Here is a 23,938-nt window from a genome sequence, read left to right on the forward strand (position 1 = left end):
GGGCGCTGGCGCGGCAGGTGCTACCGGCCGGGGCGGGGCAAGGCACATCCCTGTGCCGGGAAACGCGTCAGGCGCTGAAGCGGCGGGTGACCCCGTTGAGCTCGCCGGAGAGCTCGTGCAGTCGGGTACTGGCCGCCTCGGTGCGTTGCACATTTTCGTTGTTGGTGACGGCGATGGCGGTGATTTCGGTGAGGTTGCGCGAGATGTCCTCGGCCACCGAGGTCTGCTCCTCGGCCGCCGTGGCGATCTGCCGGTTCATGTCGCGGATGGCTTCCACCGCACCGGTGATGCGCTGCAGCATGGCGCCGGCCTCGGTGACCTGGGTGACGCTCTGCTCGCTGCGGTTCTGGCCGTTCTCGATGGCGCGCACCGCGTTCACCGCGCCGGTCTGCACCGTGTCGATGATCTGGTGGATCTCGGCGGTGGATTCGGCGGTGCGCTGGGCGAGGGTACGTACCTCGTCGGCGACCACGGCGAAACCACGGCCCTGCTCGCCGGCGCGGGCCGCTTCGATGGCGGCGTTGAGCGCCAGCAGGTTGGTCTGCTCGGCGATGCCACGGATCACTTCTAGCACCTTGCTGATGCGGCCGCTGTCGTTCTCCAGGCGGCGGATCACCTCGGCCGTGGAGTCGATCTCGCCGCGCATGCCGGTGATGCTCTGGATGGTCGCCTGCATCACCCGCTCGCCCTGCTGGGCGGAACTGTCGGCATCGTCGGCGGCGCGGGCGGCGTCGGCGGCGTGGCGCGCCACTTCCTGGGCGGTGGCGGACATCTCGTGCATCGCCGTGGCCACCTGATCGGTGCGCGAGAACTGCTCGCGGGTACCGCCGGCCATCAGCGTGGCGATGGCGTTGAGCTCGCCGCTGGCGCTGTCCAGTTCGGCGGTGCTGTGCTTCAGGCGGTTGAAGGTGTCGGCGAGGAAGTCGCGGAGAACGTTGGCCGAATTGGCCAGGCGCCCCAGCTCATCGCGGCGGCTGGTGTCGACGCGCTCGCCGAAGTTGCCTTGGCTGAGGCGGGCGATGTGGTCGATCAGGTTGCGGATCGGGTCGATCAGGCGGCGGTTGATCAGCCAGATCGCCAGCAGGCCGATCAGCACGCTGGACACCAGCATCACCACCAGGCCGGTGGTCACGGTGCTGGTGGCGCTGGCACTGATTTCGGCGGACTGCTGGGTGCCGCGGTCATGCAGCTGGGTGACCAGGGCCGTCATCTGCTCGCTGGCGGCGCGGTCGATGCCCTGCACGGCCTTGTCGCCTGCACTCGGGTCGGCGCCGGCGGCGAGGAAGGCTTCGCGGCCCTTGCGGTAGGCAGCGCCCAGGCTCTGGTGCTCGTTGCGCAGGCGCTCCACCTGGCTCTGCAGGCTGGAGTCGCCCTGCTCGCGGGCCTCGCTGACCAGCTTGCCGAGGATGTCCTGCACCTTGCGCTCCTGGTCCTCGAACTGGCCCCAGTACTTGGACAGGGCAGCCGAATCCTTGCCCCGCAGGAGGACGTTCTTCCATTCCTGCACCTGGCCCTTGAATTCGACGTTGGCGCTGTCGACGAGGCTCGACGCCTCCAGCGTGCCGCCTACCAGGTTGCGGTAGGACTGGATCCCTCCAGATAGAAAGTTGAAGCAGGTCAAGGCTATGACCAGGATCAGCAGCAGGCTGCCGCCCAACAACGCGAGTAGCTGGCCTCGCAGGGAAGTTTGCAGGGACATGGGATTACGCCTCGGGGACGTGGGAGGGATGGGTTGCAGATGGAGTATAGGTCGGCCGCCGCGACCGTTCGTTTAGGCCGCGGCGACGAAATGCAGGGGTCAGGCCAGGTGCAGGTGGTTGTCCCAGAGTCCGGCGGGGAGTTGCAGTGGAGCGGCGGCGATCTCGGCCTTGCGGCAGTCGTAGAGGCGGCAGCGGCCTTGGCCGGAGGTGACCACGAAGCCGTCCTTCACCGCGCCGACGCCGGCGCAGTCGGGCAGGGGCGCGTCCAGGCGCACGGCGCCGCTGTCCAGGTCCCAGATGAAGAAGCGGTTGCCGCGCGGGGCGGTCAGGGCCACCAGGCGCAGCTCGTCGTGGATGGCGACGCTGGCGGTGTACTGGGCCATCGACAGACGCTGCTCGTCCGCCAGGGGGAAGGGCTGGAAGGGCTGGCCCGGGCGCTTGATCGCCAGCAGATCGGCGTGGTCGCTGGCGTCGCCCATGTACTGCTGGCCGGCGACTAGGGTGCCGTCGGCGGCGATGGCCAGGTGGCGCACGCTGTTCATCTGCTGGGGCAGGGTCTCGCGGGAGATCAGGCTGCCGTCGCGGCGCATCAGCACCAGGCTCGGCTCCATGGCGTGGAGGTTCATTTCCACGCGGCTCTCGGCCTCGGTGCGGATGCCGCCGTTGGCGACCACGAAGGTCTCGCCGTCGGGCATCCAGGACACCTGGTGCGGGCCCAGGCCGTGGGTGGACAGCTCGCCCTGGTGGACCAGCCGGCGGTCGGCGTAGGCATAGACGCCGAGCAGGCCGCGGCCCGGGTCGCTGGTGTCATTGTCGGTGGTGTAGAGCCACTCGCCGCTCTTGTGGAACACGCCGTGGCCATAGAAGTGGCGGTTGGGCAGGGACTTCACCGTCTGCAGCAGGCTGCCGTCGGTGAGGTCGATCAGGTAGCTCTCGGTGCCCGGGCGGCGGGCGACGAACAGGGCCACCGCTTCGCTGGGGTGCTCGACGATGTCGTGGCAGCGCTGGGCCACGCGGGTGGCGAACACCTGGGTGCCGTCGAGGCGGTAGCCGACGGCGTAGTGGCCGCCGTCGGCATCGTCACGGGCGGAGAGCAGCAGCGGGTCGCGGCCTTTGCGGCTCAGGGTCCAGCCGCCGAGCGTCACGGCGCCGAGCAGCAGGCTGCCGAGGGCGAGTACCTGGCGGCGGAACATATCAGTCACCATCGTTGGCGTTGAAGCCGAGTTGCACGTTGAGGACGCGGGCCAGCTCGTTGGAGTGCAGGCGGTGCACCACGTCGAGGCTGTCGTAGAAGACGTTCAGTTGCTTGAGGCCTTCCTCGCTCTGCAGCAGTTTGCTCAGCGGCGGGTCCAGGGCTTCGAGCTTGGCGCGGGCGTCGGCATAGGCGGCGTCGATCTTCTCCGCCAGGGCCTTCTGGTCATCGCCCAGCAGGCTGCGGATGCCCTTGCCGTCGGCGCCCTGCCACAGCTGCTCGGCGCTGAGCAGGCTGGCGCCCAGGCTGGCCAGGGAGGTGTCGCTGCGCCAGCCATCGGCCTGGTAGGGCTGCGGCTGGCTCTTGGTCTGGCGGCCCATGGGCGTGCCGAGCTTCTTCTTCAGGGTGTCCAGGGCGGTGACCTGGACCCGCAGCAGCTCGGAGACGGCCTCGTGGGAGTCCGCATAGCGCTGGTTGGGGAACTTGCTCAGTTGCTCGAGCATGCCGTCCTTGCTGTTCCAGGAGGCGAGGATTTCCTCGGCGAGGCTCTGCTGGCGCTGGCCGATGGCTTCCAGCAGCGGGCAGTAGCGGGCCTTCTGTTCCTGGTCGGCCAGGTCCAGGTTGCTGTCGAAGAGGATGTATTCGTAGGCCGAGAGGCCCTGCACTACGACGCTGGACTTGGCCAGGCCTGCGGCGTCGATGTCGGGCTTGGCCTTGACCAACTGCTCGACCTGGCGACCCACCAGGTTCTTCTTGTCCGGCCAGAACTGCACCTGCCAGGCGCGGTTGCCTTCGGCCAGCGGACCGACCATCAGCGGCTGCAGCTCGGCCCAGGCCTTCTGTGCCACGAGGAAATCGGCGCGGGCCTTGTCCAGCTCTTCCTTGCCGGAGCAGAACGCCAGGGCGCTGGCGGCCAGGGCGCGGTCGGCTTCCACCCAGCGGCTGTAGGTGGGCAGGATCACCTGCTTGGCCAGCGCAGCGGTGGCCTGGGCTTGCGGGTCCTGTGGGGCGCAGGCGCCGAGAGCCAGGGCGGCGAGGCTGGTGAAGAGCAGTTTGGGTCTGAACATGCAGGGCTCCTTAAAGGGAATTCAGGAATGCCAGCAGCGCGGCTCGCTGTCCAGCGTCATAGCGCATGACGGTCTGTTTCGCCGTCTCGGCCTCGCCGCCGTGCCAGAGGATGGCCTCGAGCAGGTTGCGGGCGCGCCCATCGTGAAGGAAACGGGTGTGGCCATTGACCGCTTCGGTCAGGCCGATGCCCCAGAGGGGCGCGGTGCGCCAGTCGCGGCCGCTGGCCTGGAACTCGGGACGGCCGTCGGCCAGCCCCTCGCCCATGTCGTGCAGCAGCAGGTCGCTGTAGGGGCGGATCACCTGGTTGGCCAGCTCCGGCTCGGCGGCATCGCTGCCGGTGGTGAAGCTTGGTACGTGGCAGCCCTGGCAGCCGGCCTGGTGGAACAGCCCTTTGCCGTCGAGCACCTGCGGGTCGTTCACCTGGCGCCGCGCGGGCACGGCCAGGTTGCGGGCATAGAACAGCACCAGGCGCAGGATGTTGTCGCTGACCTCGGGCACACCGCCGTTGACCGCGGCCAGGCAGTCGACCTGGGCGGGCATGCAGTCGTCGCGGGGCAGCAGGCTGGTGGTCAGGCCCATGTCGCCGGAGAAGGCGTGGGCGTTCTGCTGGTTGAGGCTGGGCTGGCCGGCCTTCCAGCCGAAGCGGCCGAGCACGGTCTTGCCGGCGGCGTCATCCCAGACCTGGTTGGCGCGGCCGACGATGCCGGCGGGCTTGTCCTTCGAGACGCCCACGTTGGCGAGGATGGCGGCTTCGGGAATGGCCTCCAGCAGGCCCAGGCCGATCATCGGCGGGGCGACGCGGGCGGAGAACATGGTCTGCGGGTGCATGGGGCCGTAGCCGAGCTGGGTGATTTCAAGGGTCGGCTTCTGCAGCTCCACACGGGTGCCGTCGGCGAGGGTCACCGGCACCGTCTCATAGCGCATGCGCACCTTGCCTTCCGGGGCGACGCCGGGGATGGCCACGTCCTGCAGCTGGCCGCCGTACACCGGTTCGGGCACCACGCCCAGGCGCTCCAGGGTGCGCTGGTGCTCGGCCTTGGCTTCGGCCGGGATGGACAGGCGCACCAGCATGGACACGGCATTGATCGCGCCCGGCTCGGGCGGATGGCCGCGGCCGTCCTTGATGTGGCAGTTCTGGCAGGCGTTGGTGTTGAACAGCGGGCCCAGGCCATCACGGGCGGTGGTGGAGGAGGGCGCGATCACCCAGGGATTGCGGAAGAAGCTGTTGCCGACGCTGAAGTCCAGGCGCCGGCTCGGCGGCAGGTTGGCCGAGGGCAGCGAGAAGGCGTTGCGGTCACTCTGGTCGACCGTGGTGGCGCCGCCGGAAAGGTGCTCACCCGGCTCTGCCTGGGTGAAGCGTGGCGCGTCGTCGCAAGCGCCCAGGCCAAGTACTAGCAGCAGGGGAAGTGCGCGGCGCAAGGCCGATGAAGCGGGCATTGGCGGGGTCCGGTCGGCTGAAAACAGGCGGGCAATGTTAGCAGGCGAAGGATTATTAAATAAGAGGGATTTGCGTTTGCCCATGAGGGCGATCCGCTGCTCGGGCGGGTGCGTCAAAAGGCCCGGGGAAGAAACTGGGGCCCGCATGGGGAGCGGCCCTGCGCTGCTCTTGCGCGGGCTGACGAGCGCCCACAAAAAAGCGGATGCGGCGTTGCGCCGCATCCGCTTCGCTTGTTACCGGGTCGATCAGAATTCGTGATCGGCGTTGTCCGGTTTCAGGTCGCTGATGCCCAGCTTGCCAGCGGCTTGCTCGATGGCACCGGTCTGCTTGACCAGGGCGGCGATGGCGTCACGGACGATCTGGTTGCCTTCGGCGTTGTCCGGGGCAATCAGCTGGTCGAAGTGCACGCCCTTGTTGGCGCTGTCCACCAGGACCTGCAGCTTGGCTTCGGTGGCTTCCAGGTCGGCCTTCAGGGTGGTGTCGGTCGCGGCGTCGGTCTTGGCGACCAGGGACGACAGGCTCGGGCCGGTCAGGGTGGTGCCGTCGACCTTCTTGTACTCGCCCAGGTAGACGTTGCGGATGCCCTTGCCGTTGTAGAAGTGCGAATTGTGGGTGTTGTCGCTGAAGCAGTCGTGCTCGTCTTCAGGGGAGTTGGCTTCCAGCGCGACCTTCATGCGCTCGCCGGCCAGTTCGCCCAGGGACAGGCTGCCCATGCCGAAGAGCATCTTGCGCAGGCCGGATTCGGCCGGTTCGGCTTCCAGCTTGGCGCGGTAGTTGTCGGCAACGCCGGCTTTCCACTGGCCGACCATGTAGTCCAGGTCGCTGACCAGCAGGTCGGTGGCGGCCTTCAGGTAGGCGGCGCGGCGGTCGCAGTTGCCGCCGGTGCAGTCCTTGCCCTGGGCGTAGTCGGTAGCCGGGCGGTTGCCGGCGCCCGGGCCGGTGCCGTTCAGGTCCTGGCCCCAGAGGAGGAATTCGATGGCGTGGTAGCCGGTGGCGACGTTGGCTTCGGAACCGCCCAGCTCGTTCAGGCTGGAGAGCTTCTCACCGGTGATCTCGGTGACGTCGATCTTGTCTTCGCCGACCTGGATTTCCTTGTTGGCGATGATGTTGGCGGTGGCGCCCGGGTTGCCCAGCGCATGCTGGTAGTCCTTGGCGACGTAGTCGATCAGGCCTTCGTCCAGCGGCCAGGCGTTGAGGCCGCCTTCCCAATCGTCGACAACGGCGTTGCCGAAGCGGAAGACTTCGCTCTGCATGTACGGGGTGCGCGCGGCCAGCCAGGCTTCGCGGGCGGCTTTCAGGGTGTCGTCGCCAGGCTTGGCGATGAAGGCGTCGACGGCTTTCTGCAGGTTCACGGCGGTGCTGTGGGCATCGCTGAACACGGCCAGGGCCAGGTCGGCGTAGTGGTTGACCACGGCTTTGGCGGCGGCTTCGTCGACTTTCGCTACGGTCGCGGCAGGCGTGCTGCTGGCGGCTGCTGGAGCGGCGGCTTGCGGTGCGGCGGCCTTGTCCTTGTCGTCGCCGCAACCGGCGAGAGTGATGGCAATGGCAAGCAGGCTGGCAGTAGCCAGGGGCATACGACTCATGGCGAATTCCTTTGCGTGTTGTGGGGGACGTGGCGCAATTGCGCCCGAGAAACCGCGACATAATGCGAAAGATTTGCATTTTTGAAAAGGCCCGATGCAGCGTCCCCTGGATGCGGGATGTGCCCGTGGTCTCTATGCGCCAGCCGGGCTGACGTTAGAATGCCAGCAGTCTTGTTCCACCGAAGCCAAGGAGTTGCTCGCATGTCCCTGACCAGTGTCGCCCTGATCGTTGCTGCCCTGCTGGTCGCCGCCTACGCGGTGACCCTCTATAACGCCTTGGTGCGCCTCAAGCACGGCGTGACCAAGGCCTGGTCGAACATCGAGGTGCTGCTCAAGCAGCGCCATGACGAGCTGCCCAAGCTGGTGGAGACCTGCAAGCAGTACATGCAGCACGAGCGCACCACCCTGGAAAACGTCATCGCCGCGCGCAATGCCGTGGCCAGCGCCCGTGAGCGTGGCGACGTCGGCGCCCTGGGCCAGGCCGAGAGCGGCCTGCGTGCCGGCCTGGGCCAGCTTTTTGCCCTGGCGGAGAACTACCCCCAGCTCAAGGCCAACGAAAGCTTCCAGTTCCTCCAGCAGCGCATCAGCGGCCTGGAGAACGGCATCGCCGACCGGCGCGAGCTGTACAACGAAGCGGTCAACCTCAACAACGTGCGCATCGAGCAGTTCCCCGATGTGCTGCTGGCCCGCCTGTTCGGCTTCAAGCCCGCCGAGCTGCTGGTGTTCAGCGAGGCCGAGAAGGCCGACGTCGACCTCAAGTCGCTGTTCAACTGATGGTCAGTGGCGATGCCGCCGGGCTCGCGATGAGCCTGGCCTTCAGCCTCGGCGCCTTCTTCGGCGGCGGCTGGTGGTGCCTCAAGCGCCTGTCCGAGGCGCGCTTCCTGCTGGATACGCCGACCTCGAAGATCCGCTCCGCCGCCCAGGGCTATGTCGAGCTCTATGGCGTCCTCCAGGAATCCACCCTCGGCCAGCTGCAGGCGCCGCTCACCGGCAAGCCCTGCCTGTGGTGGCGCTTCCGTATCGAGGAGTACCAGGAGAGCGGCAAGAACAAGAGCTGGCGGGTGATCGAGAGCGGCACCAGCGACCAGTGGCTGCAACTGGGCGATGGCACCGGCGATTGCCTGATCGACCCGCGCGGCGCCGAAGTGCGCCCCTCCACCCGCGAGGTGTGGAAGGGCAACCAGCGCCACCCGCGCAATGTCGCGGCGCAGCCCGGTTTCCTCGGCATGCTGCTGGGGGGCGGCGAATACCGTTACACCGAGGAGCGCCTGCACCTCGGCGGCCCGCTCTATGCCATCGGTGATTTCCACACCGCCGGTGCCGGCCACCAGGGCTTCGACGGCACGGCAGCCCAGGGTGCGGTGATCCGTGAATGGAAGAGCGACTTCAGCGGCCTGCTGCGGCGCTTCGACAGCAACGGCGATGGCCAGCTGGACGAGGCCGAGTGGAACCGCGTGCGCCTCGCCGCCCAACTGGAGGCCGAGGACCGCCACCGCTCCACCAGCGCCGCGCCCGCGGTCAACCACCTGCGCAAGCCGGGCGAGTCGCGGCCTTTCCTGCTCTCCAGCCATGGCGAGGACGTGCTCGCACGCTCCTTCTACTGGCAGGCCCTGGGCGGGGCTGCCGTGTGCATCATCGGCGCGGTGGCCACCGTGTACCTGCTGCAGGTGACGGGGCTGGTGTGATGCCTGGCGCCTCTGCGTTGGGCCTCGCTGCGCTCGGCGCCAACCTACGAGCTCCGTAGCCCGGCTTCAGCCCGGGAAGGGCACGCACGAAGCCGAACGGCAACCATGAAAAAGCCCGCCATCGAGGCGGGCTTTTTCATGGCCGGGATTCAGAGCGTCGCGGGGTTGGAGGCGGCGTTGGTCAGGCGGCGGGCCTGCTTGAGGTAGCCGGTGAGTTCGCGGGCGGGGAGGGGTTTGCTGTAGAGGTAGCCCTGCCCCTCGTTGCAGCCCTGGGAAATGATGTATGCCTCCTGCTCCTGGGTCTCCACGCCCTCGGCGATCACCTGCATGCCCAGGCTGCGGGCGAGCTGGATGATGGCGCGCACGATGGTGGCGTCGTCCTCGTCCTCGAGCACGTCCTGGACGAAGCTCTTGTCGATCTTGATCTTGTCCAGCGGCAGGCTCTTCAGGTAGCTCAGGGACGAGTAGCCGGTCCCGAAGTCGTCGATCGCGATCAGCGCGCCGGAGCGGCGCAGGCTCAGCAGGTGCTGGGCGGCGGTGGAGATGTCCTCCATCAGGCCGGTCTCGGTGACTTCCACTTCCAGGCTGCGCGGCGGCAGGCGGTAGACCTGCAGCAGGTTGTTCACCACCCGTGGCAGCTCGGCGTGGTGCAGCTGCACGGTGGACAGGTTGATGGCCATGCGCAGTTCGCTGAAGCCCTGGTCGTGCCATTCGCGCAGCTGGCGGCAGGCCTGGTCCAGCACCCATTCGCCGATGGGGATGATCATGCCGTTCTGTTCGGCCAGGGGGATGAACAGGTCCGGCGGCACGAAGCCGTGCTGCGGGTGCTGCCAGCGCAGCAGCGCCTCGACGCCCACCACGCGGTGGTCGCGGTAGTCGACCTGGGGCTGGTAGACCAGGTGCAGTTCGTTGCGGTTGAGTGCTTCGCGCAGGTCTTTCTCCAGCTCGCGCCGACGACGCATCTCGCTGTCGACGCTGGCGATGTAGAACTGGTAGCGGTTGCGCGAGCGGCTCTTGGCCAGGGTCATGGTCTGTTCGGCTTTCTGCAGCAGCTTCTCGGTGCTGTCGCCGTCTTCCGGGAACAGGGTGATGCCGATGGTGGCGCGCAGGCGCACTTCCTGCTGTTCCAGGGCGAAGGGCGCCTCGAGGTCGTCGAGCACGCTCTGGGCCAGTTCGGCCGCTTCGTAGGGTTGTTCGATATCGGCCTGGACCAGGGCGAACTGGTCGCCACCCAGGCGGGCCAGGGCGCCGAGGCGGCCGCTGTGGCCACGCAGGCGGTCGGCGAGGGCGATCAGCAACTGGTCGCCGGTCTGGTAGCTGAATTGTTCGTTGACGCCCTTGAAGTCGTCCAGGCCGACGCAGAGCACGGCGACGCGGCGCTGCAGGCGGCCGGCGTCATCGAGGATCTGGTCCAACTGCTGCTGCAGTTGCTGGCGGTTGGGCAGCCCGGTGAGGAAGTCGTACTGGGCCATGCGCAGCAGGCTGTTCTCCGCCTCCCGGCGCAGGTGGGTATTGCGCTCGATGGAGGCCAGCAGCTCGTTGGCGGTGTTTATCCACAACCCCAGTTCGTTCTTCTCGTTGCCCTTGAGCATGGGCAGCTTGTGCTCGCTGGGGCGGTCGGGATTGATGTTGGTGAGGTGCTCGATGATCTTCGACAGCGGCTTGGTCAGCAGCCAGTGGTAGACCGAGTAGAGCACCAGGCCCATGGCCAGGGCGCGCAGCACCCCGGAGACGAAGATGATCACCGAGCTGACGACGAAGTCCTCGCCGTAGGGCGCGGTGTCCAGGGTGATGTTGAGGTCGCCGTAGTACTCGCTGTACGGGCCGCGGCCCACCAGCTGGGTGGTGAAGTTCTGTTCCTTGCCGAGGATGGCATCGGTGAGCCAGCGGGTCGGCAGCTCCATCAGCGGGCGCGACTTCTCGGCGAGCATGGGCTCGTTGGGGTGGCCGATGGCGGCGAAGCGGACCGACTCGTGCTGGAACAGGCCCTCGATCACCTGCATGCCCATCTCCCGATCGAGGCTGTAGACGGCCTGGGTCGAGGGATCGCGGAACATGCCGAGGATGCGGTGGGCATCGTTGGCCACCGCCTGCCGAGTCTTGTAGACGTCGAACACAATCTGCGCGCAGCTCAGCACTACACCGACCACCAGCGCGGACAGGAGCACCACGCGGAGCAACTTCAGTGACAAGCTGTGTTTGAGATCCAGCTTCAAGTAGGGATTCCTTGTTCGATGCCGGTAGGCGTCAGACCGCTTGAGTATTGGCAAACACGAGATAGCCGTCAAAGGGCCATTACGCAAATGCGCGGATTTTCACCTTGTCCGGTTCTCAGCCGGCACATTCTTCGGACGAACCTTGTCCCAGCCTGCACTGTGTCGGTGCGCTGGCTCCCCGCTTTAATGCCGTTCGACGGATTTCATTCTGGCACAGCCTGGGCGAATGCCCCGGCGATCCGGCGGACGGCGCCTCCCGGCGTCTCCAGCCGTTCGTCGTCTGCCGGCAGATGCACTGCAAGCTTCGCTCCGGCGCGCGTTGATTTCGGCTGCGCAAATGAAAAGACCCGGCGCTAGGGCCGGGTCTTTCCGTGGAGCTGGAGCGGGTCTCAGGCAGCGTAGTTCTTGGCTACGAAGTCCCAGTTGACCAGGTTCCAGAACGCCTCGACGTACTTCGGACGCAGGTTGCGGTAGTCGATGTAGTAGGCGTGTTCCCAGACGTCGCAGGTCAGCAGCGGGGTGTCGCCGCTGGTCAGCGGGCAGCCGGCACCGATGGTGCTGGCCAGGGCCAGGGAGCCGTCGGCCTTCTTCACCAGCCAGCCCCAGCCGGAGCCGAAGGTGCCGATGGAGGTCTTGCTGAACTCTTCCTTGAACTTGTCGAAGGAACCGAAGGCCGCGTTGATGGCGTCAGCCAGGGCGCCGGTGGGCTGGCCACCGCCGTTGGGGCTCAGGCAGTTCCAGTAGAAGGTGTGGTTCCACACCTGGGCTGCGTTGTTGAAGATGCCGCCCGAGGAGGTCTTGACGATCTCTTCCAGGCTCTTGCCTTCGAATTCGGTGCCCGGAACCAGGTTGTTCAGGTTCACGACGTAGGTGTTGTGGTGCTTGTCGTGGTGGAATTCCAGGGTCTCGGCGGAAATGTGCGGCTCGAGGGCGTTCTTCTCGTACGGCAGCGGCGGCAATTCAAAAGCCATGTCTATCTCCTTCATCAGGTCTGGATTTGTGCGCGGGGCGCGAGGCCGTTCACGGGCGGCCGGTGGGCGGCTGCGAGTTTGTACTCTTTTTTCGCCGCGAAGCCCGGATCATAGCATCGGCCCTGCGGCATAACCACGCAGCAAACGTGTGGAAATCCCGGCGCCAGGGCCTTTGAACTGTGCGCGAAGGGTTCGACAAGGGTTGCTCAGAGACCGTTCAGCAATTGTGCCGCCATGGCGAACATCATCACCGCCACGGCCAGGTCCAGAAGGCGCCAGGTGGCCGGGCGCGCCAGCCAGGGCGCCAACCAGGCGGCGCCGATCGCCAGGGCGAAGAACCAGATCAGCGACGCGCTCGCAGCGCCCAGGGCGTAAGCCCCGGGCACCGGTTGCTGAGCGCCGAGGGAGCCGATCAGCAGCACCGTGTCCAGGTACACGTGGGGGTTGAGCAAGGTCACCGCCAGGGCCGCCAGCAGCACCGCCTTGCGTGAGCGCGGGCCGGTGTTGGCGGCCTGGTCCAGGGTCTGTGGACGCAGCGCGCGGTGCAGGGCCTTGGCCCCGTACCAGCTGAGGAAGACGATGCCGCCCCAGCGGGCGATGGCCAGCAGCGTCGGGTTCTGCGCCAGCAGCGTCGCCAGGCCGAAGACCCCGGCGCACACCAGCACCGCGTCGCACAGCACGCAGAGCGCGGCCACCGGCAGGTGGTGCTCGCGGCGCAGGCTCTGGGCCAGGACGAAGGCGTTCTGTGCGCCGATGGCGATGATCAGCCCCGCCGCCACCAGCATCCCGTTGAGGTAGCTCTGCCACATGGCTCAGGCCTCCCCGGCGCTGGCGGCCAGCGCGCGCAGGGTGGAGAGGGCGCGTTCGGCGTCGTCGCGGGCGACGAACAGGTGATCGTGGTAGTAGCCGGCGATGACGTTGCAACTGATGTTCGCCTGGGCCAGGGCGCCGGCGAAGGCTGCGGTAAGGCCCACGGCCGCCAGGGAGGAATGCACCTCCAGGGTGATCCAGGCGGCTACGTAGTCGTAAGCCAGGGCCAGGCGGTCGGCGTCCTCGCGGCGCAGGATGACGGTCAGCCCCTCGCGCTCGCGGAAGCTGCCCAGGGTTTCGCACCCCTGCAGCGCGGTGGCGTCGGCCAGGGTGCAGAACACGTAGTCGCCCGGGTTCAGTTCGGGGGACATGCTGCGGATCAGCAGCGCGAGGGAGGTTTCGCCAGCCATGGGGGCGGTCCTGTGCGGAGGGGAGATGTGGCGAGTCTGGGGGGCGGGCGTGTATAAGAAAAACAAATCATGCTGATCCCCTATTAGGAAAATCGATTTGTTCGACTACAAGTTGCTGGCCGCCCTCGCGGCGGTGGTGGAGCAGGGCGGCTTCGAGCGTGCGGCGCAGGTGCTCGGCCTGTCGCAATCGGCGGTGTCCCAGCGCATCAAGCTGCTGGAGGCGCGGGTCGGCCAGCCGGTGCTGGTGCGCGCCGCGCCGCCCACGCCCACGGATGTCGGCACCCGCCTGCTCAACCATGTGCAACAGGTGCGCCTGCTGGAGCGCGACCTGCAGTCCCAGGTGCCGGCCCTGGACGAAGGCGGCCCCCGCGAGCGCCTACGCATCGCCCTCAATGCCGACACCCTGGCCACCTGGTGGGCGCGGGCGGTGGGCGACTTCTGCTCACGCCACGACGTGTTGATGGATTTGGTGGTGGAAGACCAGGACGTGGGCCTCAAGCGCATGCGTGCCGGCGAGGTGGCGGGCTGCGTATGCGGCGCCGAACGCCCGGTGGCCGGCGCCCGCAGCATCCCCCTGGGCGCCATGCGCTACCGCGCCCTGGCCAGCCCGGCCTTCATCGCCCGGCATTTCGCCGGTGGCGTGACCCCGGCGGCGCTGGCCCGCTCGCCCTCCATCGTCTACGGCCCGGACGACTTGCTGCAGCACCGCTATATGGAATCCTTGGGGATCGCTGGCAGCTTCCCCCACCACCTCTGCCCCTCGTCCGAGGGCTTCGTGCGCCTCACCGAAGGCGGCCTCGGCTGGGGCCTGGTGCCCGAGCACCAGGTCCAGGGCCAACTGGCGCGAGGCGAGTTGCTGGAGCTGATCCCCGACCGCCCCATCGACGTACCGCTCTACTGGCACCACTGGCGCCATGGCGGCGAACTGCTCGGCCAGCTCACCGAGCACCTGGCCCGTGCCGCTGACCGCTGGCTGGTGCAGGACTGAATCAGGCGATACGGATCGCTCCGCTGCCCGGCAGCCGCTCCACGCAGCGCTCGCCGAACAGCCGCGACGGCGTGCCGTAGCCACCGGGGCCGTCATGGGCCAGCAAGTGATTCACCGCGAGCAGCACACCGTGGACGGTCACTTCATAGCCGTTGGCGGTTTCCAGGTGGGCGGTGCGCACCTCGCCGGCGGCGTTGCGCGCTTCGCCCCAGACCCAGGTGCGCAGCCGCTCGCGGGTCGCCTGATCGGGGCCGCGCACGCGCTTGTCCACCTGGGCCTTGAGCCACGTCTGCGCCGCCGCCCCGCCCAGCAGGCCGCGCAGGGGGTGGATCAGGCGCATGCCCAGGGCCGCCGCCGGTGGCGCCGGCAGGTACACCTCGATGTTGGGGATGCCGGTGGAGTAGTAGGCGGTGGCGACATCGCCCCAGGGGATGGTCACGGCGTTCTTCGCGCCACGGCCGAAATCGATGCGGCGCTGGCGGTAGCCCAGGGGCACGCCCACCCGTTCGCCATCGCGGCGCACCTGGCCGCCCAGGCGCAGGCCCTCCACCGAGGTCTTGGCGGTGCCCGGCGACAGGCCGCTGCCGGTGTCGAAGCCCAGGGCCAGGTGGCTGGCATCCGGCAGCACCTGCTTCAGGCAGGCGGCCACGCAATCGGTGGGAATCACGTCGAAGCCCACGCCGGGGCAGACCACCCGGCCGGCCTTGCGGGCCAGCAGGTCATAGGCGCGGGCCTGTTCGAACACGGCGATCTCGCCGGTGATGTCCACGTAGTGACAGCCGCTGGCCAGGCAGGCCTCGATCATCGGCGCGCTGGTGGCGGAGAAGGGGCCGGCGCAATGGGCCACCACGCTGACCCCGGCCAGTGCCGCGCGGCTGGCCGCCGGATCGGCCAGGTCGAAGGGGCGGGCGGGCAGCGACAGCTCGTCGGCGATACGCTGCACCTCTTTCGCGTTGCGCCCGGCCAGGATGGGCGTCAGGCCCTGGCGCACCGCTTCGGCGGCCACCAACTGGCCGGTGTAGCCATTGGCGCCGTAGATCATCCAGGTTGTTTCACCCATGCCGCGTCTCCCTCGTTGTCGTGGCCGACAAGACTAGCCGGGTCCGCGCCACGTGATGCCGGACCAAGGTTGGGCGTCTTGGCTTTCAAGGTCGGGCGGCTGGCTCGCGACGCCACGGCGCCATCCGGCGCGCGCTGCTAGAGTCGCAGGCATAACGAGAACAGGGGATAGGCAATGAAGATTCTGGTAACCGGGGCGAGCGGCTTCATCGGGGGGCGCTTTGCCCGCTTCGCGCTGGAGCAGGGCATGTCGGTGCGCATCAACGGCCGGCGCCCGGAAGCCGTGGAGCACCTGGTCAAGCGTGGCGCCGAGTTCGTCCAGGGCGACCTGGCCGACCCCGACCTGGCCCGCGAACTCTGCCGCGACGTCGAGGCCGTGGTGCATTGCGCCGGCGCGGTGGGCGTCTGGGGCAGCTACCCGCACTTCTACCAGGCCAACGTCGAGGTCACCGAGAACATCGTCGAAGCCTGCCTCAAGCAGAAGGTGCGCCGCCTGGTGCACCTGTCCTCACCCTCCATCTACTTCGATGGGCGTTCCCACGTGGGCATCCGCGAGGAGCAGGTGCCCAAGCGCTTCTCCGATCACTACGGCGCCACCAAGTACCTGGCCGAGCAGAAGGTCTTCGCCGCCGAGGAATTCGGCCTGGAAGTGATCGCCTTCCGCCCGCGCTTCGTCACCGGTGCCGGCGACACCAGCATCTTCCCGCGGCTCATCGCCATGCAGCGCAAGGGCCGCCTGGCGATCATCGGCAACGGCCTGAACAAGGTGGACTTCACCAGCGTGCACAACCTCAACGAGGTCCTGCTCAGCGGCCTGCTGGCGGCGGGCCCGGCGCTGGGCAAGGTGTACAACATCAGCAACGGCCAACCGGTGCCGCTGTGGGACGTGGTCAACTACGTGCTGCGCCGCCTCGACCTGCCGCCAGTGACCCGGCACCTGCCCTTCGGCCTGGCCTATGGCGCGGCCACCCTCAACGAGACCGTCTGCAAGGTGCTGCCCGGGCGCCCGGAGCCTTCGCTGTTCCGCCTCGGCGTGGCGGTGATGGCGCGGGACTTCTCCCTCGACATCAGCCGTGCGCGGCACTACCTGGAATACGAGCCCACGGCCAGCGTCTGGTCGGCACTGGACGAGTTCTGCACCTGGTGGAAGGCCCAGCAGCCCTGAGGCGCGGCTCAGCCGCGCAGCGGGCCGGCGTATTGAGTGTACTTGCGGATCAGCTCTTCCTCGCTCAGCACCTTCTGCACGCGGATGCCGGTGAGTTCGCTGAGGCGTTCGCCCAGGCTGATGATGTTCGCCTGCCGGGAATCGGCGCAGGCCTTGAGCATCGACTGGATGGCGTCGGGCTGGCTGAGACGGATATCTAGGGCCTGCTCGTCGCGAATCTGCCGACGCAGGGTTTGCATGCAGTCCAGTACGGCTTTGGTCAGTTCCACGCGTAATCCCCCCATGAATCAGAAGAGAGCCCCGTCCCTGTCTTCCCCGACCGGCGGAGCGTCGGGCCCCTACTGCATGGGCCCGCCTGGTTGAGGTGCCCCCAAGACACCTCACTGCAGTGATAGCAAAGTGCGTACCAGTTCACGCCCCCAGGAACCCTGGGGCCTGCAGCGGGTCGATCGACCGTGCGTCGCCCCGCGGCAGTGCGGATTCGCACCAGCTTGGCGCGACGCTGATGCCGCCCCAACGAAGCGGTATACTCGCGCACTTGTGGCCAGCCACGGCCCTTAGCGCTCTCTTCCGAAGGTCTACCATGCGTAACGATGCTCTCGATGAACTGGACGATGTTCCCAGCCTGACTACCGATGCCCGGGATCGCGACGAGTACGGCCAGCAGGGCCATGCCCACCATGCTCAACCGGCCCGTGGGGCCAGCCACGGCCATGCAGCGGCGGTCAAGGTGCCCAGCACCGGCCCGCTGTGGGCCCTGATCGGCGCGCTGCTGATCGCCTTCTGCGGTCTCGGCTGGTGGAGCTTCCAGCAGATCTCCCTGATGGAGCAGCAACTGGTCGCCACCCAGGAAAGCTTCGCCCGCATCAGCGAGGAAGCCGCCGGTCGCATCCAGGACATCAGCGGCAAGGTGGTCGCCACCGAATCCAACGTCACCACCGGCAGCGAATCCCTCAAGCTCGAACTCAAGCAGCTGCAGGCCAAGGTCGCCGAGATGGGCAAGCAGCAGCAGAGCCTCAATACCCAGATCGGCGGGCAGGGCAAGCGCGTCGACCAGCTCGCCGCCGACATCAAGTCCCAGGAAGGCGCCGCCGGCCAGCTCGATGGTCGCCTCAAGGGCCTGGCCGACGAACAGGGCAAGCTCAAGGCCGCCCAGGGTGATTCCTCCAAGGTCGACGAGCGCCTCAAGGCCCTCTCCGCTGAAATCGACGCGCTGAAGAAGCAGGGCAACCCCAACCAGGCGATCAAGAGCCTGGAGCAGGACCTGCTGGTGCTGCGCAGTGAACTCGACAACCGCCCGGCCCCGGCGCAGAACGTGGGCGGCAACACCGCCGAGTTCGACGCCTTCCGCGCGCAGATGACCCGCAACATCAGCACCCTGCAAAGCCAGGTGCAGAACCTGCAGCAGCAGATCAACGCCCGCTGATCCGTGCTGTAGCGAAAAGCCCCGCTCCGCCAGGACCGGGGCTTTTTTGTGCCCCGACGGATCGCAATGCCGCCGGGGGCACCCTGTTGGGGCGAATTCATTGGCTCTGTTTGCGTTAGCTGTTGTGGTTTTAATGCAAGCGCTCAAGCACGACCCTTTCCGGGCGCCCAAGGGTTCGTGCCACCTCCACCACATGGGTTTCGCTGCGCTCTACGCCATCCTACGGTTCGTGTTGGCCGGCGGCTCTTCCGTTGCCCGCACGTATCCACAGCCATGAAAAAGCCCCGGCTTTGTGGGCCGGGGCTTTGCTTTATCGCCAGCGTGCCGCTTACAGGCGCGGGTAGTCGATGTAGCCGACCGGGCCCTTGCCGTAGAAGGTTTCCGGGTGCGGCTCGTTCAACGGGGCGTCCTGCTCCAGGCGGGCCGGCAGGTCGGGGTTGGCGATGAAGGGGATGCCGAAGGCCACGGCATCGGCCTTGCCTTCCGCCAGCCAGGCGTTGGCCTGCTCCTTGGTGAAGCGCTCGTTGGCGATGAACACGCCGCCGAAGGCTTCCTTCAGGCTCGGGGTCAGGCTGTCGTCGGCGACCTTCTCGCGGGCGCAGATGAAGGCCACGCCACGCTTGCCCAGTTCGCGGGCCACGTAGCCGAAGGTCTCGGCGCGGTTGGAGTCGCCCATGTCATGGGAGTCGGCGCGCGGTGCCAGGTGCACGCCCACGCGGCCGGCGCCCCAGACCTTGATCAGCTCATCGGTCACCTGCAGCAGCAGGCGTGCGCGGTTCTCCAGGGAGCCGCCATAGATATCGCTGCGCTTGTTGGTGCTGTCCTGCAGGAACTGGTCGATCAGGTAGCCGTTGGCGGCGTGCAGTTCCACGCCGTCGAAACCGGCGGCTTGGGCGTTCTCGGCGCCCACTCGGTAGGCCTCGATGATGTCGCCGATCTCTTCGGTTTCCAGGGCACGGGGCACCGGGTAGTCACGCAGCGGGCGCAGCAGGCTGACATGGCCCTTGGCGGCGATGGCGCTCGGCGCCACCGGGGTTTCGCCGTCCAGGTAGCTGGGGTCGGAGATGCGGCCCACGTGCCACAGCTGCAGGACGATCTTGCCGCCGTTGGCGTGCACGGCCTTGGTGATGTTGCTCCAGCCCTTGACCTGTTCGTCGCTCCAGATGCCGGGGGTGTCCGGGTAGCCGACGCCCAGCGGGGTCACGGAGGTGGCCTCGCTGATGATCAGGCCGGCGGAGGCGCGCTGGGTGTAGTACTCGGCCATCAGCGCGTTGGGCACGCGGCCTTCGTCGGCGCGGCAGCGGGTCAGCGGGGCCATGATGATGCGGTTGGCGAGTTCCAGTTCGCCGATCTTGATGGGATCGAAAAGCGTTGCCATGGGATACACCTCGGATTAGTCGAGAGCGGTTTCCAGCTCGGGTTTGCGTTGACTGAAGGTAAGGACGGTCGCGACCAGGGCGAGAATCGCCAGCACGGCTGCGGCCAGGGGGACGCGGGTCAGGCCCAGGCCCTGGTCGATGACCAGGCCGCCGACCCAGGCGCCGAGGGCGTTGCCCACGTTGAAGGCGCCGATGTTGAGGGTGGAGACCAGGTTCGGCGCACCGGCACCGAAGGCCACCACGTTGACTTGCAGGGCGGGCACGGCGGCGAAGGCGGCCGTGGCCCAGAGGAACAAGGTGATCTCGGTGGGGATCAGCGCAGCGCTGGTCCAGCTCAGGACGGTGGAGGCGATGGCCAGGGCGACGAACACACCCATCAGCGTCTGCGCCAGCTTCCAGTCCGCCAGGCGGCCGCCGATGACGTTGCCCAGGGTCAGGCCCAGGCCGATCAGCAGCAGGCTCAGGGTCACGCCACGGGGCGAGACGCCGGTGACTTCGCCCAGCAGCGGCGCCACGTAGGTGAAGATGCAGAAGACCGCGGCGGAGAACAGCACGGTGGTGGACAGCGCCAGCCACAGCCCCGCGCCATTGAGCGCGGCCAGTTCGCGGCGCATGTCGGCCTTCTCTTCGTCATGGCGGTTGGGCAGCACGCGCCACAGGCCGATCAGCGCGGCGACGCCGATCAGGGTCACCGCCCAGAAGGTCGAGCGCCAGCCGGCGGCCTGGCCCAGCGCGGTGCCCAGGGGCACGCCGAGCACGTTGGCCAGGGTCAGCCCGGTGAACATCAGCGCCACGGCCGAGGCCTTGCGGTTCTCCGGCACCAGGCTGGCGGCGACCACCGAACCGATGCCGAAGAAGGCACCGTGGCAGAGGGCGGTGACCACCCGTGCCAGCATCAGCAGCTCGTAGTTGGCGGCCACCGCGCACAGCAGGTTGCCGAGGATGAAGATGCCCATCAGTGCCAGCAGCGCGGCCTTGCGGGGGAAGCGGGCGGTGGCCATGGCCATGAACGGGGCGCCCACGGCCACGCCCAGGGCGTAGCCGGTGACCAGCCAGCCGGCGCCGGGAATCGACACGCCGAGGTCGGCGGCGACGTCGGGCAGCAGGCCCATGATCACGAATTCCGTGGTGCCGATGGCAAACGCGGACAAAGCGAGGACGAGAAGCGAAGTCGGCATTGGCCTGCTCCTGGAAGATTGTGGGTGGTGGCAGGTAGTCGAAGGCCTAGAGCTGGTCGCTCATCTGGCGAAGGAATTCACTGATTACGGCTTCATTACGTTTGAAGAAGTTCCACTGCCCGACCTTGCGGCTGGTGACCAGTCCGGCGCGTTGCAGGGTCGCCAGGTGCACCGAAACGGTGGACTGCGAAAGCCCCGTGCGCTGGTCGAACTTGCCGGCGCAGACGCCGATCTCGAACGGGTGGTCCTGCTCGACGAAATGCTTGTGCGGGTCTTTCAGCCACTGCAGCATCTCGCGCCGCACCGGGTGGGCGAGGGCCTTGATGATTTCGTCGATGTCGATGGGCGTGGTCATTGCTTCGTGGTTCCGGGTGAAGCCATATCGGGAATGGACGAACTATATATCGGCTAAAAACGATACAGGATCGTTTGTGCCGATAGTCTTCATCACGCCGGCTGATGGAAGCGCCCTCGGCTAGAGGCGTAAGCTTGGCCAATGAATTACCTCGCCCACCTGCACCTCGGCGGTGACCAGCCCGCCCAACTGCTCGGCAGCCTTTACGGCGATTTCGTCAAGGGGCCGCTGGACGGGCGCTGGCCGGCGGACATCGAGGCCGGCATCCGCCTGCACCGGCGCATCGACGTGTTCACCGACGCCCACCCGCTCACCGCCGAGGCCAAGGCGCTGTTCCCGGCCTCGCGCCGCCGCGTGGCCAGCATCCTCCTCGACCTGTTCTTCGACCACTGCCTGGCGCGGGACTGGCGGCGCTATGCCGAGGTGCCGCTACCGGCCTTCACCGGCCAGGTCTACCGGGTGCTGGCCGAGGAGCCGGCGCTGCCCGAGCGGCTGGCCTTCATCGCCCCGCGCATGGCCGCCCAGGACTGGCTCGGCAGCTACCAAGACTTCGAGATCATCGAGCAGGTGCTGGTCGGCATGTCGCGACGCTTTTCCCGGCCCGGCCTGCTGGATGGCGCCTATGAGGAGATCGAACAGCTGTACCAGCCACTCAGCGAGACCTTCCGTCGTTTCTATCCCGAGCTGCAGGGCTTCGCCCGCGAGGCATCCCGCCCGGCTTGACCTGCATCAAGCGCTGCAACCCCGTACCGGCGTGCAATATCCGTAGCTATCTGCCTACGGAGGTGCCCCCATGAAGTCCCTGCTGCTGGCGACCGACCTGTCCTCGCGATCCGAGCGTGCCCTGCTGCGCGCCGCAAGCCTGGTGCGGCAGTTCGACTGCCCCTGGTTCATCCTCCATGTGGTGGACAGCGACCAGCCGCAGCTGCGCGTCGAGCTGGAGGTGGAGCAGATCTGCCGGTACCTCGAGGCGCGCCGCGATGAGTTCACCGAGCTGGCCGGCCGTGCCCCGGAAATCTGGGTGGAGACCGGTGACCCGGCGCCGCGCATCGCCGAATGCGCGCGCTGGGGCGATATCGACCTGTTGGTGATGGGGGTTCACCGACGCAACGCCCTGCGCGACGTCTTCGTCGGCACCACCCTGGAGCGCGTGGTGCGCACCTGCGAGAAACCGGTGCTGGTGGTCAACCGCGAGCCCGAGTCCTCCTACCGCGACCTGGTGCTGGCCCTTGACCTCTCGCCCACCTCGGCCCGCGCCGTACGCGCGGCCAAGGCGCTGGGGCTAATGGATGGCGCGCGTTGCCGGGCGGTGCACGCCTACGAACCCTTCGCCAGGGTGATGCTGATGAACGCCGGCATCACCACCCCGATGCTCGACGATCACCTCTCCAGCGAAGAGCGCAATGCGCGGCTCAACCTGGCCGGCTTCCTCGAAGAGCAGGGCCTGCAGGGCGTGGTGGGGGAGCAACGGGTGGAAGAGGGGCTGCCGATGACCATCCTGCGGCGGGTCATGGCCGACTCGCCACCGGACCTGCTGGTGCTGGGCACTCGGGGCATGGGCGGGATCAAGCGGGTGCTGATCGGCAGCGTCGCCGATGCGGCGCTGCGCGAATTCGAGTGCGACATCCTCGCCGTCCCGCCGATGCGGGACTGAGGCTCAGGCCGCCAGCTCCTCGGCGGCCTCTTCACCGAACAGCACCGTCTGGATCGCGCCGTGGGCCTGGCGGCTCAACAGCGTGCGGCTCAGGTCGGCACTGGGGATGGGCTGCAGCAGGTTGATCTCCACCTCGGCCACCTCGCTGCCCAACAGGCGCAGCAGGTGCGAAAGCAGGTCGTCGTCGCCGATGAAGGGCGCGATCTCGTCACGCTGGCCGTTGCGCAGGTAACGGATCGCCACCGGCTGCACCGCCACGCCGGTCTCGCAGGCGCTGGTCAGCAGGCGGCTGTGGAAGGTGCGCAGCAGGCTGCCGTCGGTGGTGGTGCCTTCGGGGAAGATCGCCAGTTGCCGGCCCAGCCCCAGGTGGCGGGCGAGTTGCTGGCCCACCAGGTTGCTGTCGCCCGCGCCCCGGCGGATGAACAGCGTGCCGGCCTTGTGCGCCAGCCAGCCGGCGATGGGCCAGGCGCGCACTTCGGCCTTGGACAGGAACGACAGCGGCGCGAGCATGCCCAGCAGCGGGATATCGGTCCAGGACACATGGTTGGACACCCACAGCATCGGCTGGCGCGGTACGTCGCCCGTCACCTTCACGCGGAAGGGCAGGGCACCGGCCAGGCGGGCGAGGAACCAGCGGGTCAGGCGCTGGCGCCGCATCATGATGTCGCGGCCACGGAACAGGCGTTCCAGCATCACCACCCAGCACGCCAGCAGCAGGCCGAAGCCGACCACCGCCAGCAGACGGGCGATGCGCAGGTACAGGCGTACTTTGCTCATGCCGTCGCCTCCGCTCAGACCGCCGCCTTGAAGTGACGGGCGTAGCGCGGGCACAGCTCGTCGCGCTTGAGCAGGATGAACACGTCGGCGACCTGGAAGTCCTGGTCCCAGCAGGGTTCGCCGCAGATCTTCGCGCCCAGGCGCATGTAGGCCTTGAGCAGCGGCGGCATCTCGGCGATGACGTTGCCGGGCAGCTCCAGCGCCGGCAGCGGGGTGCGCGGCTCGGCGCGCAGGTGTTCGGTGCACAGGTAGCGCTCGCGCAGGCGCTGCATGATGGCCTGGGCCTGGATGCCGCCGTCCTGCATGGGGATGCTGGCGCAGCCCATCAGGTAGCGGTAGCCACCTTCGTTAAGCACTTCGGCCAGCTCGCTCCAGAGCACGGCGATGGTGCCGCCATTGCGGTAGGCCGGGTCGACGCAGGTGCGGCCGATCTCCAGCACCGGGCCCTGCAGCTCGCCGAGGCCCACCAGCTGGAATTCTTCTTCGCTGTAGAAGCGGCCGATATCGTTGGCGGCGCGGTGGTCCAGCAGCCGGGTGGTGGCCACCAGGCAATCGCTGTCCAGGTCGCGCACGCCGATGTGCATGCAGTGCGGGTCGTAGTCGTCCATGTCTAGGCCGAACTCGGCGCCCTTGAGCTTGGCATCGAACTCCGCGCTGAACACGCGGTAGCGCAGGGCCTGGGCTTCACGCAGGGCGGCGACGCCGGTCAGGCGCTCGGCCTGCAGGCGACGTGGGCTTTTTTCGCCGCGGGCGGCGTTGTCGCGGGTCATTGCGATCTGGGTCATGAATAAAGCCTCCGTTAGCCGGCTAGATCCCGGTTGCAGCCGGTCGATCTTGTTGTGCAAAGTCAGGCTAGGGAGACCCGGTGTCACCACCATGACGTT

Annotated in this window: 23 protein-coding genes and 1 pseudogene; 7 read left to right on the forward strand and 17 right to left on the reverse strand. The window is 67.7% G+C overall.

What is annotated here, in order from left to right; translation table 11 throughout:
• Positions 1-67: 67 nt before the first annotated feature.
• The 6 genes and pseudogenes from ACXI0U_RS02945 to ACXI0U_RS02970 all read right to left on the reverse strand — a co-directional run bounded on the left by ACXI0U_RS02945 (position 68) and on the right by ACXI0U_RS02970 (position 6,981).
• Positions 68-835, reverse strand: a complete 768-nt coding sequence (locus ACXI0U_RS02945) for a methyl-accepting chemotaxis protein (protein WP_423498470.1) — start codon at positions 833-835, stop codon at positions 68-70.
• Between the two features lie 165 nt (positions 836-1,000).
• Positions 1,001-1,699: pseudogene (locus ACXI0U_RS02950) on the reverse strand (methyl-accepting chemotaxis protein); the annotation flags it as partial.
• Positions 1,700-1,798: 99 nt separating this feature from the next.
• Positions 1,799-2,893, reverse strand: a complete 1,095-nt coding sequence (locus ACXI0U_RS02955; protein ID WP_350447933.1) for a DUF1513 domain-containing protein — start codon at positions 2,891-2,893, stop codon at positions 1,799-1,801.
• Between the two features lies 1 nt (position 2,894).
• Positions 2,895-3,959 (reverse strand): imelysin family protein, encoded by a 1,065-nt coding sequence (locus ACXI0U_RS02960; RefSeq protein WP_043241239.1) that lies wholly within the window; start codon positions 3,957-3,959, stop codon positions 2,895-2,897.
• Positions 3,960-3,969: 10 nt separating this feature from the next.
• Positions 3,970-5,397, reverse strand: a complete 1,428-nt coding sequence (locus ACXI0U_RS02965; protein WP_479549706.1) for a di-heme oxidoreductase family protein — start codon at positions 5,395-5,397, stop codon at positions 3,970-3,972.
• 246 nt (positions 5,398-5,643) lie between these two features.
• Positions 5,644-6,981, reverse strand: a complete 1,338-nt coding sequence (locus ACXI0U_RS02970) for an imelysin family protein (RefSeq protein WP_265167774.1) — start codon at positions 6,979-6,981, stop codon at positions 5,644-5,646.
• 201 nt (positions 6,982-7,182) lie between these two features.
• On the opposite strand from ACXI0U_RS02970, the gene ACXI0U_RS02975 reads away from it, so the two are divergent.
• Together ACXI0U_RS02975 and ACXI0U_RS02980 are read left to right on the forward strand one after the other, a co-directional pair.
• Positions 7,183-7,755, forward strand: coding sequence for a LemA family protein (locus ACXI0U_RS02975; RefSeq protein ID WP_043241229.1), 573 nt, complete (start codon positions 7,183-7,185; stop codon positions 7,753-7,755).
• Positions 7,755-8,666, forward strand: a complete 912-nt coding sequence (locus ACXI0U_RS02980) for an E3 ubiquitin ligase family protein (protein WP_265167775.1) — start codon at positions 7,755-7,757, stop codon at positions 8,664-8,666. The genes ACXI0U_RS02975 and ACXI0U_RS02980 overlap by 1 nt, the downstream gene beginning before the upstream one ends.
• A gap of 149 nt (positions 8,667-8,815) precedes the next feature.
• Here ACXI0U_RS02980 and ACXI0U_RS02985 read toward each other — a convergent pair whose 3' ends face one another.
• From ACXI0U_RS02985 to ACXI0U_RS03000, 4 genes are all read right to left on the reverse strand, one after another.
• Positions 8,816-10,882: a putative bifunctional diguanylate cyclase/phosphodiesterase gene (locus ACXI0U_RS02985; protein ID WP_043241223.1), complete on the reverse strand. Its 2,067-nt coding sequence runs from the start codon at positions 10,880-10,882 to the stop codon at positions 8,816-8,818.
• Between the two features lie 389 nt (positions 10,883-11,271).
• Positions 11,272-11,853, reverse strand: coding sequence for a superoxide dismutase [Fe] (gene sodB / locus ACXI0U_RS02990; protein ID WP_111263062.1), 582 nt, complete (start codon positions 11,851-11,853; stop codon positions 11,272-11,274).
• Between the two features lie 206 nt (positions 11,854-12,059).
• On the reverse strand, positions 12,060-12,662 hold the full coding sequence (locus tag ACXI0U_RS02995; protein ID WP_043241216.1) for a LysE/ArgO family amino acid transporter: 603 nt from the start codon (positions 12,660-12,662) through the stop codon (positions 12,060-12,062).
• Positions 12,663-12,665: 3 nt separating this feature from the next.
• Complete coding sequence (locus ACXI0U_RS03000; protein ID WP_043241214.1) at positions 12,666-13,073, reverse strand: ACT domain-containing protein; 408 nt, start codon at positions 13,071-13,073, stop codon at positions 12,666-12,668.
• A gap of 91 nt (positions 13,074-13,164) precedes the next feature.
• Between ACXI0U_RS03000 and ACXI0U_RS03005 the strand changes: the two genes are divergently transcribed.
• Positions 13,165-14,061 (forward strand): LysR family transcriptional regulator ArgP, encoded by an 897-nt coding sequence (locus ACXI0U_RS03005; RefSeq protein ID WP_162164710.1) that lies wholly within the window; start codon positions 13,165-13,167, stop codon positions 14,059-14,061.
• A 1-nt stretch (position 14,062) separates the two neighbouring features.
• On the opposite strand, the gene ACXI0U_RS03010 is transcribed toward ACXI0U_RS03005, so the two are convergent.
• The gene (locus tag ACXI0U_RS03010; protein ID WP_479549707.1) at positions 14,063-15,121 is read right to left on the reverse strand and encodes a saccharopine dehydrogenase family protein; all 1,059 of its coding nucleotides are present in this window, start codon (positions 15,119-15,121) and stop codon (positions 14,063-14,065) included.
• 174 nt (positions 15,122-15,295) lie between these two features.
• On the opposite strand from ACXI0U_RS03010, the gene ACXI0U_RS03015 reads away from it, so the two are divergent.
• Positions 15,296-16,285: an NAD-dependent epimerase/dehydratase family protein gene (locus ACXI0U_RS03015; protein WP_479549708.1), complete on the forward strand. Its 990-nt coding sequence runs from the start codon at positions 15,296-15,298 to the stop codon at positions 16,283-16,285.
• A gap of 8 nt (positions 16,286-16,293) precedes the next feature.
• On the opposite strand, the gene ACXI0U_RS03020 is transcribed toward ACXI0U_RS03015, so the two are convergent.
• Complete coding sequence (locus ACXI0U_RS03020) at positions 16,294-16,554, reverse strand: hypothetical protein (protein ID WP_021217930.1); 261 nt, start codon at positions 16,552-16,554, stop codon at positions 16,294-16,296.
• 314 nt (positions 16,555-16,868) lie between these two features.
• Between ACXI0U_RS03020 and ACXI0U_RS03025 the strand changes: the two genes are divergently transcribed.
• Positions 16,869-17,711 (forward strand): ATPase, encoded by an 843-nt coding sequence (locus tag ACXI0U_RS03025; RefSeq protein ID WP_479549709.1) that lies wholly within the window; start codon positions 16,869-16,871, stop codon positions 17,709-17,711.
• A 328-nt stretch (positions 17,712-18,039) separates the two neighbouring features.
• On the opposite strand, the gene ACXI0U_RS03030 is transcribed toward ACXI0U_RS03025, so the two are convergent.
• Genes ACXI0U_RS03030 through ACXI0U_RS03040 form a run of 3 tightly spaced genes read right to left on the reverse strand, consistent with a single transcriptional unit; the run spans position 18,040 to position 20,623 of the window.
• Positions 18,040-19,089 carry an alkene reductase gene (locus ACXI0U_RS03030; RefSeq protein ID WP_431483600.1) on the reverse strand — a complete coding sequence of 350 codons (1,050 nt, stop codon included), beginning with the start codon at positions 19,087-19,089 and terminating at the stop codon, positions 18,040-18,042.
• A 15-nt stretch (positions 19,090-19,104) separates the two neighbouring features.
• Positions 19,105-20,268, reverse strand: a complete 1,164-nt coding sequence (locus ACXI0U_RS03035; RefSeq protein WP_184488740.1) for an MFS transporter — start codon at positions 20,266-20,268, stop codon at positions 19,105-19,107.
• 46 nt (positions 20,269-20,314) lie between these two features.
• Complete coding sequence (locus tag ACXI0U_RS03040) at positions 20,315-20,623, reverse strand: ArsR/SmtB family transcription factor (RefSeq protein ID WP_021217560.1); 309 nt, start codon at positions 20,621-20,623, stop codon at positions 20,315-20,317.
• 141 nt (positions 20,624-20,764) lie between these two features.
• Between ACXI0U_RS03040 and ACXI0U_RS03045 the strand changes: the two genes are divergently transcribed.
• Together ACXI0U_RS03045 and ACXI0U_RS03050 are read left to right on the forward strand one after the other, a co-directional pair.
• Positions 20,765-21,346, forward strand: coding sequence for an acyl carrier protein phosphodiesterase (locus tag ACXI0U_RS03045; protein ID WP_479549710.1), 582 nt, complete (start codon positions 20,765-20,767; stop codon positions 21,344-21,346).
• A 70-nt stretch (positions 21,347-21,416) separates the two neighbouring features.
• Positions 21,417-22,277 (forward strand): universal stress protein, encoded by an 861-nt coding sequence (locus ACXI0U_RS03050; protein WP_271660154.1) that lies wholly within the window; start codon positions 21,417-21,419, stop codon positions 22,275-22,277.
• A gap of 3 nt (positions 22,278-22,280) precedes the next feature.
• Here the strand turns inward: ACXI0U_RS03050 and ACXI0U_RS03055 are convergent, their stop codons facing one another.
• Together ACXI0U_RS03055 and olsB are read right to left on the reverse strand one after the other, a co-directional pair.
• A complete protein-coding gene (locus tag ACXI0U_RS03055; protein ID WP_271660155.1) occupies positions 22,281-23,054 on the reverse strand; it encodes a lysophospholipid acyltransferase family protein in 774 nt (257 codons plus the stop codon).
• A 14-nt stretch (positions 23,055-23,068) separates the two neighbouring features.
• Positions 23,069-23,839 (reverse strand): L-ornithine N(alpha)-acyltransferase, encoded by a 771-nt coding sequence (olsB, locus tag ACXI0U_RS03060; RefSeq protein WP_021217564.1) that lies wholly within the window; start codon positions 23,837-23,839, stop codon positions 23,069-23,071.
• Positions 23,840-23,938: the final 99 nt, after the last annotated feature.

The sequence above is a fragment of the Pseudomonas sp. C9D1 genome (genome assembly GCF_056491235.1).

Excerpts from the sequence above, each read along its gene's own strand:
- ACXI0U_RS02945 (WP_423498470.1), bottom strand. The coding sequence starts at position 835 with ATGGCCGGCGGTACCCGCGAGCAGTTCTCGCGCACCGATCAGGTGGCC.
- ACXI0U_RS02955 (WP_350447933.1), bottom strand. The coding sequence starts at position 2,893 with ATGTTCCGCCGCCAGGTACTCGCCCTCGGCAGCCTGCTGCTCGGCGCC.
- ACXI0U_RS02960 (WP_043241239.1), bottom strand. The coding sequence starts at position 3,959 with ATGTTCAGACCCAAACTGCTCTTCACCAGCCTCGCCGCCCTGGCTCTC.
- ACXI0U_RS02965 (WP_479549706.1), bottom strand. The coding sequence starts at position 5,397 with ATGCCCGCTTCATCGGCCTTGCGCCGCGCACTTCCCCTGCTGCTAGTA.
- ACXI0U_RS02970 (WP_265167774.1), bottom strand. The coding sequence starts at position 6,981 with ATGAGTCGTATGCCCCTGGCTACTGCCAGCCTGCTTGCCATTGCCATC.
- ACXI0U_RS02975 (WP_043241229.1), top strand. The coding sequence starts at position 7,183 with ATGTCCCTGACCAGTGTCGCCCTGATCGTTGCTGCCCTGCTGGTCGCC.
- ACXI0U_RS02980 (WP_265167775.1), top strand. The coding sequence starts at position 7,755 with ATGGTCAGTGGCGATGCCGCCGGGCTCGCGATGAGCCTGGCCTTCAGC.
- sodB (WP_111263062.1), bottom strand. The coding sequence starts at position 11,853 with ATGGCTTTTGAATTGCCGCCGCTGCCGTACGAGAAGAACGCCCTCGAG.
- ACXI0U_RS02995 (WP_043241216.1), bottom strand. The coding sequence starts at position 12,662 with ATGTGGCAGAGCTACCTCAACGGGATGCTGGTGGCGGCGGGGCTGATC.
- ACXI0U_RS03000 (WP_043241214.1), bottom strand. The coding sequence starts at position 13,073 with ATGGCTGGCGAAACCTCCCTCGCGCTGCTGATCCGCAGCATGTCCCCC.
- ACXI0U_RS03010 (WP_479549707.1), bottom strand. The coding sequence starts at position 15,121 with ATGGGTGAAACAACCTGGATGATCTACGGCGCCAATGGCTACACCGGC.
- ACXI0U_RS03015 (WP_479549708.1), top strand. The coding sequence starts at position 15,296 with ATGAAGATTCTGGTAACCGGGGCGAGCGGCTTCATCGGGGGGCGCTTT.
- ACXI0U_RS03025 (WP_479549709.1), top strand. The coding sequence starts at position 16,869 with ATGCGTAACGATGCTCTCGATGAACTGGACGATGTTCCCAGCCTGACT.
- ACXI0U_RS03030 (WP_431483600.1), bottom strand. The coding sequence starts at position 19,089 with ATGGCAACGCTTTTCGATCCCATCAAGATCGGCGAACTGGAACTCGCC.
- ACXI0U_RS03035 (WP_184488740.1), bottom strand. The coding sequence starts at position 20,268 with ATGCCGACTTCGCTTCTCGTCCTCGCTTTGTCCGCGTTTGCCATCGGC.
- ACXI0U_RS03040 (WP_021217560.1), bottom strand. The coding sequence starts at position 20,623 with ATGACCACGCCCATCGACATCGACGAAATCATCAAGGCCCTCGCCCAC.
- ACXI0U_RS03045 (WP_479549710.1), top strand. The coding sequence starts at position 20,765 with ATGAATTACCTCGCCCACCTGCACCTCGGCGGTGACCAGCCCGCCCAA.
- ACXI0U_RS03050 (WP_271660154.1), top strand. The coding sequence starts at position 21,417 with ATGAAGTCCCTGCTGCTGGCGACCGACCTGTCCTCGCGATCCGAGCGT.
- ACXI0U_RS03055 (WP_271660155.1), bottom strand. The coding sequence starts at position 23,054 with ATGAGCAAAGTACGCCTGTACCTGCGCATCGCCCGTCTGCTGGCGGTG.
- olsB (WP_021217564.1), bottom strand. The coding sequence starts at position 23,839 with ATGACCCAGATCGCAATGACCCGCGACAACGCCGCCCGCGGCGAAAAA.